The organism is Catenibacterium sp. GCM10023432, assembly GCF_042651925.1.
Lineage (GTDB): Bacteria > Bacillota_I > Bacilli_A > Erysipelotrichales > Coprobacillaceae > Catenibacterium > Catenibacterium mitsuoka.
In genome coordinates, this window is sequence record NZ_JBHSEB010000077.1 from 1 (window position 1) to 12,344 (window position 12,344).

The window sequence follows — 12,344 nt, forward strand, 5'->3', positions numbered from 1 at the left end:
AATTATTCAAACTTGTTTTTAAGTTCGTCTTTTTTTATACGTTTTGATTGATTTTTGTTTCACACTTCTCTCTCCTATATATATAAGAATAAGAAAAATAGATGAAAAAAGCCATAGTAAAGTTATGTGAAACGCTTACATTAAACAAAGGTGGTTATTTGTTTATTGTTGCGTTTATATGATGGGTGTATAACTAATGCAGAAAATAGGTACGAAATAAATGACTTTCGGTCATATTGCCTATTTCCTAAAAAAACAATTCATTATGTTCGCTATTTCACAAAAATTTATGTTAACGCTTTACAAAATTAAGAGTATAATGGATTCATCAACCAAGATACATATACATTTGATATATCTGAATATGTCTGTTTGATATAGATGACGCTTTTTTATCACGATGAAGTGTTTTTGGTTGAATTTTAAAATTTTTAGGAGTATTATCCTATAGAATCAAAAAGAAGGAGGTATGTGGATTGGATAAAATGATTCTTGATATCATAGCTGTAGACCATAGATGTGCTCAGGCTGTAAAAGATGCCAAAAAGAAGAGACAGGATACAACTGCAGATATGAACAGTAAGAAGAAAGAAATCTACGATTCTTTCGTCAAAGAGTATCAGGTAACACTTGATGCAAAGAAGAAAGAGTTACAGGAAAGAATTGACGCAACAAAGAAGAAGAATGAAGAGGATTACAATTCTTCTGTTGAGAAGATCACCAGCCTTTATGAAGCCCACAAGGAGGAGTGGGTTGCATCTATCGTAGACAGATGTAAAGAGATTTAGAGGTGAGATTATGAGTTTTTCATCTAATGCAGTTCTTGCAAAAGCAAGATCTATGTATGGTAAACATCTCACTCCTGAAAGCTATGATGAACTTCTAAAGAAAAGAACTGTCAATGATGCTGTCAGTTACTTAAAGAGTGAAACAGCATATGGTCCTATTCTTGAAGGTTTGAAAGAAACAAACATTCATAGAGGACAGTTGGAATCACTTCTTGATGAAGAGGAATTCTTACGTGCTGTAAGATTGATTCATTATGCACCTAAGGGTGACCAGAAGTTTTATCAGCTAGGTATTATTAGACGTGAAATAGCTGTACTATTGAGTAAAGTACGTTTATTCAATAGTGATGAAACATTGAATTCTGAATTAGATATACCTTCATACCTACCTCGTTATTCAACGTTTGATCTTTATGGCTTATTAAGTATTGAGGATTATCCATCATTATTAAGATATATGGAGAAAACACGTTACTACCATATATTACAGAAATATATGCCTATAGATGATGAGAAGATCGATACAAACATGATGGAACTTGATTTCAAACGTGCTTACTATAAGTTATTCGTTGAAACAGTGAAATCTACTTTTAAAGGTAAAAAACAGAAGGATCTACTTACTATGATCTATACTCAGATTGAGTTAGAGAATATTACCAAGATCTATAGATTTAAACGATTCTTTAATTCTAAGCCTGAACAAATCAAGAAACAGCTGATCTTGGATTACTCACGTATTCCACAATCAGTAATGAATGAATTGATTGAAACAAAAGATGCAGAGGAGTTCTTAAAGAAGCTTGCTTCATCACCTTACAAGTTATATGTGGATGATCAGGAATTTGTTTATATCGAATACTACACAGACAAGATCAAATATAATCTTGCTAAGAGATATATGAGATTTACTACAGATGCTGCTATGGTTTATATGACATATCTGATTGTATTCGAAAACGAAGTTGAAAATCTAAAACATATCATTGAAGGTTTAAGATATGGTGAAGAGGCTGAAAAAATAGCCCAACTGCTTATCTACTAGGGGGAACAACATGGCAATAGAAGAAATGGAATTGCTAGACATGACCTTTGATAAGAAATACTTAAAAGAGGTTTTATGTCAGTTAAACGAAACAAAGTATTTTTATCCTCAGCCAGCAACAAAGATTGTAAATAATGTAAAAGATGTATTTACAATGACACCTGATGAGGATTACAAGAACATGCTTGATGAATTAAAAGAGCTTGCTGAACATGTAAAGCTTGATACATCAAGTGTAAAAGAAGGATCTATTCATTTCGCAAAAGAAGATTATCGTAAGGCGCTCGATGATGTTAAGAAAGAAGCAAAGCAATATCTTGATATTAAAGAAGAATTTGTGACTGAACGTGGACAGAACCAGGCTGCTTATGGAATCCTAGAAGGTCTTTCTAATACAGAATTAAATATGGATGAGGTTAAAGGATGCGAATATATAGAAGCAAGATTTGGCCGTATTCCTAGAAGAAACAAAGACAAACTTGACTATTATAAAGGACAGTCAATCATGTTCTTAGATCTTGGTGAAGATGCAAAGAGTGTTTATTGTCTCTATATGACAACTAAGGCTGCTATCTTAAAGGTAGATAACATCTTCCAGTCAGTTGGCTTTGAAGAAATTGAAATTCCTGATTTCGTTCATGGTAGAATGGAAGACGCAAAGAAGGAATTATTAGAAGAAATTGAAAGTATGAATACTTCTATTCGTAAGGCAGACAGCCGTTTAGAAGGTATTAGAGATGCACATGAAGAAGTATTATTAAAGATGTATGCAGATCTTACTCTTGCTGCTAGAATTGAAGAATTCAAAGTATTTGTTGTTGATTATCAGTCTAAATATGCTATCTATGGATTTGTACCTGTTAGAGTCGCAAAAGATATTAAGAAGGCTTTTGAAAAGTACAACGTAGAATATCAGGACTTGCCTGCAGATATTTATGGTGATCAGCAGATCATTGCACCAACACTTACTAATAACTATCCATGGGCTAGACCATTTGAAGCAATCTCTAAAGTTAAACAGAGTGATCGTGTGGATACTACTTTAGCCACTGCAGTACTATTCATCTTAGTATTTGCACTTATGCTTGGTGATATTGGTTTAGGTGTTGTGCTTGTGTTACTTGGATTACTTATGAGAAAGAAAGAATCAGGAAAGATGATTACTATTCTTGGTATTGCATCTTTTGTTGGTGGTTTAATTTATGGTGATGCTTTCTACTGTATTCATCTTTACCCATCAGTAATCCCTGTTGCAGATGCATTTAGTTATCAGCGCTTCATTAATGCGATTCTCTTACTTGTTGTAGGACAGTTCTGCATTGGTAAAGTAAAAGCTATCTATAATGAACAATCAATGATTAATAAGGTATTCTCTATCAAGGGTGTCGTTGGCATCGTCATGGGACTTGCAGTAGCTGCTTATGTCGCAATTGCTGTAGATACAACTTGGCATATCTCTTATTTACCATTAGTTGTTGTACTTGTATTAGGCATTGTATTGAACTTCATTAAGAAAGCGCTCTATAAGAAACAATAGAAGGGAGGATACTATGGCTATCTCAAAATTGCAGCTCGTTGAGATAGAATTCCCTGAAACAATGAGTGATGAAGTATTATCTAAGCTTGTTGATTCAGAAAAATTTCATCCAGAGCCAGCATCAAAGTTTGTGGATTCAGTAAGAGGTCTTAAGATCATGAATAAGGATAATCCTTATGCTGATTTATTAGGACGTATGGATGAAGCGGCAGAGAAGTATGGTATTAATATCAATACATCAGAAAAGCCTCAGATCATCAATATTGTAGAAGCAGATGATTACTTCTGCGAATGTCTTGATGAAGCAAACAAAATCGCACGTGTTAAAAATGAATTACAGGTAATGATTGATGAAAACAATCAGGCCAAGAAGTACTTGAAATATATGAAGGATCTTGATATAGACTTCGATGACCTTTTCTCAAGCGAATATATTCAGGTTAGATTTGGTAAGTTACCTACAATGAACCTTGATAAGTTATCTTATTATGATTCACAGGAATTCTTATTTAAATCAATCTATCAGGATGCAAAGACATGTTATTGTTTCTATATAACATCTCCTTCTAATGCACCTGAAATAGATAACATATTCTCTTCACTATTCTTTGAACGTATTCATATTCCTGAATTCCTTCATGGAACTCCAGGTGAATCATTAGAAATTATTGAAGAAGAGAATGCAACTGCAGAAGCCTCTGTCAAGAAATGTGATGGTAAATTAAGAGATTTATTCAGTAAAAAAGAAAAAGATTTATCAATCATTTATGCTTCATGTCAGGAACTTAATAAGACAAGTGAAGCACAGAGATATGTCGTGGTATTTGGAAACAATGCTGCTATCTATGGTTTCTGTGATAAACATTATGCACACTCTTTAAAAGAAGAACTTGAACAGATGGACAAGGTACATGTTGAAATCAAACCAGCAATGGGAGATTCAAGACTTTATCCACCTACAAAACTCAAGAACAACTGGTTCTCAAGACCATTCAAGATGTTCGTTGAGATGTACGGTGTTCCATCTTATACAGACTTTGACCCAACAAATTTCGTTGCGGTAACATATACATTCTTATTCGGTATGATGTTCGCCGATGTTGGTCAAGGTATCCTGCTTTCAATTATTGGTTTCCTTGCTTATAAATTAAAAGGCATGAAGCTTGGTGAAGTAGGTATGCGTATTGGTATTTCATCTGCAATATTCGGTGTAATCTTTGGCTCAGTATTTGGATCAGAAGAAATCCTTGTTCCATTCTTTGCACCAATGGCATCTGAAAATACTATGACGCTATTAGGTGTTGCAATTGGTGTAGGTGTATGTTTAATCATCATCTCAATCCTATTCAATATCTATTTAAATTTGAAGAAGAAACATTGGGGAGAACTACTATTCTCTCAAAATGGTGCCGCTGGTTTAGTATTCTATGTTGCAGTATTAGTACTTGCAATAAATATGTTATTAAACCTTGGCTTAAATATCCCAATGGGTATCTATGTCGCAATCTTTATCATTGCCCCACTTGTAATGATCTTCTTAAAAGAACCTCTTACTTACAAACTTGAAGGTAAGAAGATGTTCCCACATGGATTTGGTAACTTCTTTACTGAATCATTCTTCGAAATGATCGAAGTATTGTTGACATTTGTTGCCAACACTATGTCATTCCTACGTGTCGGCGGTTTCGTCTTATCACACGCTGGTATGATGCTTGTTGTTTACACATTAGCTGAAATGGTTGGTGGATTCGGTTATATTATCGTTCTAATTATTGGTAACGCATTTGTAATGTGTCTAGAAGGATTAATTGTCGGTATCCAGGTATTACGTCTTGAATTCTATGAATTATTCAGTCGTTACTATGAAGGTAATGGTAAACCATTTGTATCTATGAAAGAAAGTCTAGAATAACGGAGGAAGAAAAAATGACTACTATCTTAACATTCATTATCCCTGCATTAATTGTTGTATTATTATCTTTACCACTAGTAAATGTATTCAAAGGTAAAGTTACTGCTAAGAGCGCTAAAATGCGTCTTGGTACTCATATCTGTGGTTTCTTTGGTGCTGTAGCACTTGTATTATTTCTTACATATGCAAATAGCCCAGTATTAGCTGCTGGTGCTGACAAGATGACTGGTTCTATCGCTCAGGGTCTTGGCTTTATTGGTGCTGCTCTTGCAACTGGTTTATCTGCTCTTGGTGCTGGTATTGCCGTAGCTGCTGCTGCTCCTGCTGCAATTGGTGCATTCTCTGAAAATGCTGAAAACTTCGGTAAATCATTGATCTTCGTTGCCTTAGGTGAAGGTGTTGCCATCTATGGTCTATTAATCTCAATCTTAATTATCAACACACTATAGGAGATTACTATGAAGTTCTTTCTGATCAGTGATAATATCGATACCCTCACTGGTCTAAGACTCGTGGGTATTGAAGGCAAAGTTGTTCATACCCGTCATGATTTCTTAACCTTACTTGAAAATAAGATGAGAGATCCTGAAATCGCAATTATCTTAGTGACTACTAAGTTAATTGAACTTTGTCCTGATATTATCTCAGAAATTAAATTAAAACAGCCAAAGCCTCTTATTACAGAGATTCCTGACCGTCATGGTCATTCTAAGATTGGTGAAGCCATCGATGGTTATGTCTCTGAAGCAATAGGCGTTAAGTTATAGGAGAGTATACAATGGAAGAAAATCAAGAAGTATTTCTCTCAATGAAGAATGAGATTGAAAAACAGTCTCAAAGAGAAGTCGATGCAATCATGGCCGAAGTAAAGAAGATTGAAGAAGAAGCTTATTCTTCTATGCGTGCTGAAGCTAAGAAAGATGCAGATTTAAGACTAAAACAGGAATTAGATGAAATGCAGTCAGAATCAGCTGCGGAAATTTCTGAATCCCATGTTGAGAGACAGAAAAAGCTTATTAATAAACGTGATGAGTATGTAACTACAATCTTCAAGAAGGCAAGAGAAGAATTAGTTGCATTTACAAAAACACCTGAATACAAAGAGTTCATGGTCAATAAGGCCAAGAAGCTTGCAGGTGATTATATGCCTCATTCAGTTATTTATGTAAAAGAAGAAGACTTAGGTCTTGCTGATGATTTAAAAGCTGCTTATGGTGATGCTGAAGTGAAAGCTGGAGATATCACTATTGGTGGTTTAATTGTTGAAAACACAGAAAGCTCTATTGTTCACGATGAAACATTAGAATTCGCATTAAAGAATCAGAAAGAATGGTTCATCCAGCATTCTGGTTTAATCATTAATAAATAAAAGAAGGGGGATAAACAAGTTGAAAGAAAATCTAATTTATTCAATCAACGGCCCGGTTGTTAAAGTAAAAGATACAGATGCCTTTTCAATGCTTGAAATGGTGTATGTAGGTAACAGTAAATTAATGGGTGAAGTTATCTCTATTACTAAAGAATTTACTACTATCCAGGTTTATGAAACAACTACAGGTCTTAAACCAGGTGAACCAGTATTCCCAACAGGTCAGCCTATTTCTGTAACACTTGGTCCTGGTATCTTAAGAAATATTTATGATGGTATCGAAAGACCACTAGAAGAAATCGCAAAAGAAAGTGGTGCTTTCATTCCTACAGGTAGTGCTGTAGAACCACTAGATACAAAGAAATTATGGGATGTCACTTTAACTGTTAAAGTAGGTGACCATGTTGAAGGTGGTACTGTATATGCCAAGATTCCTGAAACAGACATGATCGAACATAGATGTATGGTTATGCCAGGTATGTCAGGTACAGTTACTGAAGTGAAAGAAAATGGTCAGTATACAATTAATGATGTAGTTATGGTCTTCACTGATGATGAAGGTGTAGCTCATGAATGTACATTAACTCAAAGATGGCCAATCAAGACACCTCGTCCAGTCCATAAACGTTTACCTATCAGTATGCCACTAGTTACTGGTCAGCGTGTTATCGATACATTGTTCCCTATCGCAAAAGGTGGAACAGCTGCAATCCCAGGAGGATTCGGTACTGGTAAGACAATGACTCAGCATCAGCTTGCTAAATGGTGTGATGCCGATATTATCGTCTATGTAGGTTGTGGTGAACGTGGTAACGAAATGACTCAGGTTCTTGAAGAATTCTGTGAACTCGTTGACCCTAAGAGTGGTAAGCCATTAGTAGACAGAACTGTCCTCATTGCGAATACATCTAACATGCCAGTTGCTGCCCGTGAAGCATCTATTTATACAGGTGTAACACTTGCTGAATATTATCGTGACATGGGTTACCATGTTGCTATCATGGCTGACTCAACATCTCGTTGGGCTGAAGCCTTAAGAGAAATCTCTGGTCGTCTTGAAGAAATGCCAGCAGAAGAAGGTTTCCCAGCTTACTTACCTTCTAGATTATCTCAGTTCTATGAAAGAGCTGGTTATATGGAGAACTTAAATAACACAAATGGTTCAGTTACAATCATCGGTGCCGTATCTCCACAGGGTTCTGACTTTTCAGAACCAGTTACTCAGAATACTAAGCGTTTCGTACGTACATTCTGGGCACTTGATAAAGCATTAGCTTACGCAAGACACTATTTCGCTATCAACTGGAATTTATCTTATTCAGAATATATTCCAGATCTTGAAAGATGGTATTCAAAGAATGTTGATCCTAAATTCATGAGAGATAGACAGGAATTGGCTTCTATTCTTGCAGAAGAAACTAAATTAATGGAAATCGTACAGTTAATGGGTTCTGACGTTTTACCAGATGATCAGAAGCTTGTTATTGAAGTAGCCAGAGTAGTTCGTGTAGGTTACTTGCAGCAGAACGCTTTCCACAAAGATGATACTTATGTACCACTTGAAAAACAGCTTAAGATGATGGAAGTAATCCTTTACTTAAATGACCGTTGTCAGCAGGTTGTTGCTCAGGGTAAACCTATTCGTACAATCATTGAAACAGGTATCTTCGATGAAGTTGTTAAGATGAAATATGATGTACCTAATAATGATTTAAGTAAATTTGATTACTATTATAAAAAGATTGATGCAATTTGTGCATCTATTGACTAAGGAGGGGTAACATGGCACTTCAATATGTAGGTTTAAGTGAAATTAATGGACCACTCGTCGTATTAGATCACGTTAAAGATGCATCTTATGATGAAATGGTTGAACTACAGTTAAAAGATGGTTCAACACGTTCTGGTCGTATTGTAGAAATTGAAGGTGAAAGAGTTGTTGTTCAGGTATTTGAAGGAACAAACGCTTTATCACTTGCGAATACTAAGACAAGACTATTAGGTCATCCAATGGAATTACCATTATCAATGGAAATGCTTGGCCGTGTCTTCTCTGGTGCAGGTAGACCAATTGATGGTCTAGGAGATATTTATGCTGAAAAGAGTGCTGATATCAACGGTCAGCCTCTTAACCCAGTTTCTCGTGTATATCCAAGAAACTATATCAACACAGGTATTTCTTCTATTGACTGTCTAATGACTCTAATCAGAGGTCAGAAGCTACCAATCTTCTCAGGTTCTGGTTTACCTCATAACCAGTTAGCTGTACAGATTGTTAAGCAGGCTAAGATTGCTGATGAAGCAGGACAAGGCTTCGCTGTTGTCTTTGCTGCAATGGGTGTTACAAATGACGTAGCTAACTACTTCAGAAGATCATTTGAGGAAGCAGGGGTTATGCAGAGAGTTGTTATGTTCATGAACTTATCTAATGACCCAATCATTGAACGTATCTTAACACCTCGTTGTGCATTAACTGCTGCTGAATATCTTGCATTTGAACATGATATGCATGTTCTTGTAATCTATACTGATGTCACTTCTTATTGTGAAGCATTACGTGAATTCTCTTCAAGTAAAGGTGAAATCCCAGGTCGTAAAGGTTACCCAGGTTATCTTTATTCTGACCTTGCTTCATTATATGAAAGAGCTGGTATTTCTAAGGGTGCTAAAGGTTCTGTTACACAGATTCCAATCCTTACAATGCCTAACAACGATATCACACATCCAGTTCCTGACTTAACTGGTTACATCACAGAAGGACAGATCACTCTTGATCCTGAATTAAATGCGACTGGTATTTATCCACCAGTTGGTGTTCTTCCATCACTTTCAAGACTTATGAAGGATGGTATCGGTGAAGGCTTTACAAGAGCCGACCACCAGGATGTTGCCAACCAGTTATTTGCATGTTATGCCCATGTACAAGATGTTAAGTCATTAACATCAGTTATCGGTGAAGATGAATTATCAGATACTGATAAGAAATATATGGAATTTGGTCGTCTTTTCGAGCAGCACTTCCTTAATCAGGGATTCGATACAAACAGATCTATCGAAGAAACCCTAGACCTTGGATGGTTACTATTATCAGTTCTTCCAAAGAATACATTGGATCGTATTGATAATGCTGTTGTAGATAAATTCTATGATCATGAAAAAGCAGTCAAAGAATTTAATTTACACGAAGATGTAGTCATCAAAGAATTGAAAGACGCTGTAACTAATGGCTAATCAGGTTGTCCCTACTAAAGGGAATTTGATGGCAACCAAGAAGTCTCTTGAACTTGCTAGACTTGGTTATGACCTGCTCGATAAGAAAAGAAATGTCTTAATTAAAGAAATGATGTCATTACTTGATGATGTAAAAGAAATCCGTGATGACATCACTGACTCTTATGATCGTGCTTATGCAGCATTACGTGAAGCAAATGAATCTTTAGGTATTATTTCTGATGTTGTAGAAGGTGTACCTATTGATGAAGGTATTAGTGTTAAGTATCGCTCAGTTATGGGTGTAGAATTACCTAAGATTGAATATGAGAAAACACCATTAAGAGTTGGTTATGGTTTTGAACGTGCGAACTCTAAGGTAGACTATGCTTATATCTGTTTCTATCATGTAAAAGAAATGACAGTAAAGCTTGCAGAAGTAGAAAACTCTGTATATCGTCTAGCGAATAATATTCGTAAGACACAAAAGCGTGCTAACGCATTACAGAACATCTCTATCCCTCGTTTTGAAGCGACTGTAAAGATGATTACAGAAGCCTTGGATGAAAAGGACAGAGAAGAATTCTCAAGACAGAAAGTTATTAAAGCACAAAAGAATAGACAAGAAGCTGCAAAAAGAAAGGCATAAACTGGTACTTCGTGTACCAGTTTTTTTATGCATTATAAAAGGATTGATCGGATAGTCAAGAATGAGAGAAGTGTTTCTTTTAGCAAATAATTTATAAAGAATAGGAAAATAACCGCTTTGTGCAGTATTAATAAGTAGAGCATAAAGTGAGGTGTATGAAATTATGAGATTTGTCCAGAAATTGAAAAATATGATATCAAGTTGGTTGAATTATAAAACTCGCTCCAATGGTGCGAGAAATGGAGAAGTGCATGGGAAAGAATGAAATTGTGGGATATGAACCACTTGTGGATGATTTAAAAGATTTGATCCATAAAAAGCAGTATCAGGTTCTGAAATCAATCAATTCAGAAACTGTAAATTTGTATTGGGAAATTGGAGAAGAAATTTATAGACAGCAGGAAGAAAATGATTGGGGAAAATCAATTGTTCAAGTACTCTCAACAGAATTGCAAAAAGAGTTTCCCGGAGCAAAGGGATATTCAGCAGCCAATCTGTGGCGAATGCGTAATTTTTATTTAACTTATCGTGATTCTGAAAAACTCGCACCATTGGTGCGAGAAATTAGCTGGAGCAATAACATCATTATTATGGAAAAGTGTAAGGATGATTTGCAAAGGGAATTTTACATTCAGATGGTGAAAAGACATGGATGGACAAAACGCATCTAACTAATTTTATCGAAGCACAGACCTATGAGAAATATTTGTTGAATCAGACGAATTTTGATTTAACGCTTCCGGTAGAGCAAAGTGTACAGGCTAAGCTTGCGGTAAAAGATGAATATATATTTGATTTTGCGGAATTGTCACCTGAATACTCTGAACACGAATTAGAAATGCAATTGGTAAATAACATAAGAGCGTTTTTGATAGAAATGGGTGGAGATTATACATTCATCGGAAATCAATATCATCTGATGGCAGGAAGCAGGGATTTGTATATTGATTTATTACTTTTTCATAGAAGGTTGAGAAGTCTGATAGCCATAGAGTTGAAAATAGGTGAATTTGAAGCAGAATATGCCGGAAAGATGCAGTTGTATTTGACAACGTTGGACGAGCAGCTCAAATTGCCAGATGAGAATCCGTCAATCGGAATTATCATTTGCAAGAGTAAGGATAAAACTTGTGTAGAGTATGCGTTGAAGAATATTAATACTCCGATAGGTGTGGCTACATATCAGTTAAGAAATACGTTGCCGGAAGAGATGAAAGCAATGTTGCCAGAGCCGGAGAAGATTGTTAAGAGGTTGAGGATATTCGAAGAGACATAGTTCAATTATTGGAAATATAACTAGAAATTGAGACGGTTATGTGATTAGTATATATAAAGAATAATAGAAGAGGAAATTACAAAGGATGTTATAAATTTGTGGCGAAAAACCCATAGGCTTGCCTATGGGATGAAAGACACATAATTTTTACTTGAGTTAAGCATAAGGGTAAGTTTAATAAGAAAAAACGTTTTGGCAGGTCTATGAAGAACAGATGTCCTTCTGGGTTTCAAGCTGCTCTAGAAAAGAAATTCAAGGTATCAGGTGGTATATATATTGAAGTATCTAATGATTACAGAGCAAGTCAATATGACCATACTGTTGATGACTATATTAAAAAGAGACTATCTGACCGAATGTATAAGCTACAAGATGGTACAGAGGTACAAAGAGACTGGTATTCATCATTCCTATTATACTGTTACGATTACAGAACCAAAGATATAGATAAAAACAAATGTATTTCTGAATTTGATAAGTGTTACAGCAAAGAAAATTGGATAATAGAAATCAAGTAAAAATTTAAAAAATATATCAATACTTTTTCATGGTTTTTAC

Annotated in this window: 13 protein-coding genes; all 13 read left to right on the forward strand. The window is 35.4% G+C overall.

Annotation, left to right across the window (positions count from 1 at the left end; genetic code table 11):
• Positions 1-485 precede the first annotated feature (485 nt).
• The 13 genes from ACFOZZ_RS10330 (at position 486) to ACFOZZ_RS10390 (ending at position 12,304) form a co-directional block, all read left to right on the forward strand.
• The gene (locus ACFOZZ_RS10330) at positions 486-788 is read left to right on the forward strand and encodes a hypothetical protein (RefSeq protein WP_006506828.1); all 303 of its coding nucleotides are present in this window, start codon (positions 486-488) and stop codon (positions 786-788) included.
• Between the two features lie 10 nt (positions 789-798).
• The gene (locus ACFOZZ_RS10335; protein WP_055233357.1) at positions 799-1,833 is read left to right on the forward strand and encodes a V0D/AC39 family V-type ATPase subunit; all 1,035 of its coding nucleotides are present in this window, start codon (positions 799-801) and stop codon (positions 1,831-1,833) included.
• A 10-nt stretch (positions 1,834-1,843) separates the two neighbouring features.
• Positions 1,844-3,370, forward strand: a complete 1,527-nt coding sequence (locus ACFOZZ_RS10340; protein ID WP_376815199.1) for a V-type ATPase 116kDa subunit family protein — start codon at positions 1,844-1,846, stop codon at positions 3,368-3,370.
• A gap of 13 nt (positions 3,371-3,383) precedes the next feature.
• Positions 3,384-5,282: a V-type ATP synthase subunit I gene (locus tag ACFOZZ_RS10345; RefSeq protein WP_376815200.1), complete on the forward strand. Its 1,899-nt coding sequence runs from the start codon at positions 3,384-3,386 to the stop codon at positions 5,280-5,282.
• Positions 5,283-5,296: 14 nt separating this feature from the next.
• Entirely contained in the window at positions 5,297-5,731 is a 435-nt protein-coding gene (locus tag ACFOZZ_RS10350) for an ATP synthase subunit C (protein WP_006506824.1), read from the forward strand.
• A gap of 9 nt (positions 5,732-5,740) precedes the next feature.
• Positions 5,741-6,049 carry a V-type ATP synthase subunit F gene (locus ACFOZZ_RS10355; RefSeq protein WP_006506823.1) on the forward strand — a complete coding sequence of 103 codons (309 nt, stop codon included), beginning with the start codon at positions 5,741-5,743 and terminating at the stop codon, positions 6,047-6,049.
• 11 nt (positions 6,050-6,060) lie between these two features.
• Positions 6,061-6,651: a V-type ATP synthase subunit E gene (locus ACFOZZ_RS10360; RefSeq protein ID WP_055233354.1), complete on the forward strand. Its 591-nt coding sequence runs from the start codon at positions 6,061-6,063 to the stop codon at positions 6,649-6,651.
• Positions 6,652-6,670: 19 nt separating this feature from the next.
• Positions 6,671-8,422 (forward strand): V-type ATP synthase subunit A, encoded by a 1,752-nt coding sequence (locus tag ACFOZZ_RS10365; protein ID WP_278779827.1) that lies wholly within the window; start codon positions 6,671-6,673, stop codon positions 8,420-8,422.
• Between the two features lie 11 nt (positions 8,423-8,433).
• Positions 8,434-9,882, forward strand: coding sequence for a V-type ATP synthase subunit B (locus ACFOZZ_RS10370; protein ID WP_055233352.1), 1,449 nt, complete (start codon positions 8,434-8,436; stop codon positions 9,880-9,882).
• Complete coding sequence (locus tag ACFOZZ_RS10375) at positions 9,875-10,510, forward strand: V-type ATP synthase subunit D (RefSeq protein ID WP_006506819.1); 636 nt, start codon at positions 9,875-9,877, stop codon at positions 10,508-10,510. The genes ACFOZZ_RS10370 and ACFOZZ_RS10375 overlap by 8 nt, the downstream gene beginning before the upstream one ends.
• Before the next feature lie 251 nt (positions 10,511-10,761).
• Positions 10,762-11,181: a DUF1016 N-terminal domain-containing protein gene (locus ACFOZZ_RS10380; protein WP_376815201.1), complete on the forward strand. Its 420-nt coding sequence runs from the start codon at positions 10,762-10,764 to the stop codon at positions 11,179-11,181.
• Positions 11,163-11,786, forward strand: coding sequence for a PDDEXK nuclease domain-containing protein (locus ACFOZZ_RS10385; protein ID WP_376815202.1), 624 nt, complete (start codon positions 11,163-11,165; stop codon positions 11,784-11,786). Before ACFOZZ_RS10380 ends, ACFOZZ_RS10385 begins: the two co-directional genes overlap by 19 nt.
• A gap of 203 nt (positions 11,787-11,989) precedes the next feature.
• Positions 11,990-12,304, forward strand: a complete 315-nt coding sequence (locus tag ACFOZZ_RS10390; protein ID WP_376815203.1) for a hypothetical protein — start codon at positions 11,990-11,992, stop codon at positions 12,302-12,304.
• The last annotated feature ends 40 nt before the right edge of the window (positions 12,305-12,344 follow it).

Coding starts and splice junctions, on each gene's coding strand:
- ACFOZZ_RS10370 (WP_055233352.1), top strand. CDS start 8,434: ATGGCACTTCAATATGTAGGTTTAAGTGAAATTAATGGACCACTCGTC.
- ACFOZZ_RS10345 (WP_376815200.1), top strand. CDS start 3,384: ATGGCTATCTCAAAATTGCAGCTCGTTGAGATAGAATTCCCTGAAACA.
- ACFOZZ_RS10330 (WP_006506828.1), top strand. CDS start 486: ATGATTCTTGATATCATAGCTGTAGACCATAGATGTGCTCAGGCTGTA.
- ACFOZZ_RS10390 (WP_376815203.1), top strand. CDS start 11,990: ATGAAGAACAGATGTCCTTCTGGGTTTCAAGCTGCTCTAGAAAAGAAA.
- ACFOZZ_RS10380 (WP_376815201.1), top strand. CDS start 10,762: ATGGGAAAGAATGAAATTGTGGGATATGAACCACTTGTGGATGATTTA.
- ACFOZZ_RS10340 (WP_376815199.1), top strand. CDS start 1,844: ATGGCAATAGAAGAAATGGAATTGCTAGACATGACCTTTGATAAGAAA.
- ACFOZZ_RS10355 (WP_006506823.1), top strand. CDS start 5,741: ATGAAGTTCTTTCTGATCAGTGATAATATCGATACCCTCACTGGTCTA.
- ACFOZZ_RS10335 (WP_055233357.1), top strand. CDS start 799: ATGAGTTTTTCATCTAATGCAGTTCTTGCAAAAGCAAGATCTATGTAT.
- ACFOZZ_RS10360 (WP_055233354.1), top strand. CDS start 6,061: ATGGAAGAAAATCAAGAAGTATTTCTCTCAATGAAGAATGAGATTGAA.
- ACFOZZ_RS10350 (WP_006506824.1), top strand. CDS start 5,297: ATGACTACTATCTTAACATTCATTATCCCTGCATTAATTGTTGTATTA.
- ACFOZZ_RS10375 (WP_006506819.1), top strand. CDS start 9,875: ATGGCTAATCAGGTTGTCCCTACTAAAGGGAATTTGATGGCAACCAAG.
- ACFOZZ_RS10385 (WP_376815202.1), top strand. CDS start 11,163: ATGGACAAAACGCATCTAACTAATTTTATCGAAGCACAGACCTATGAG.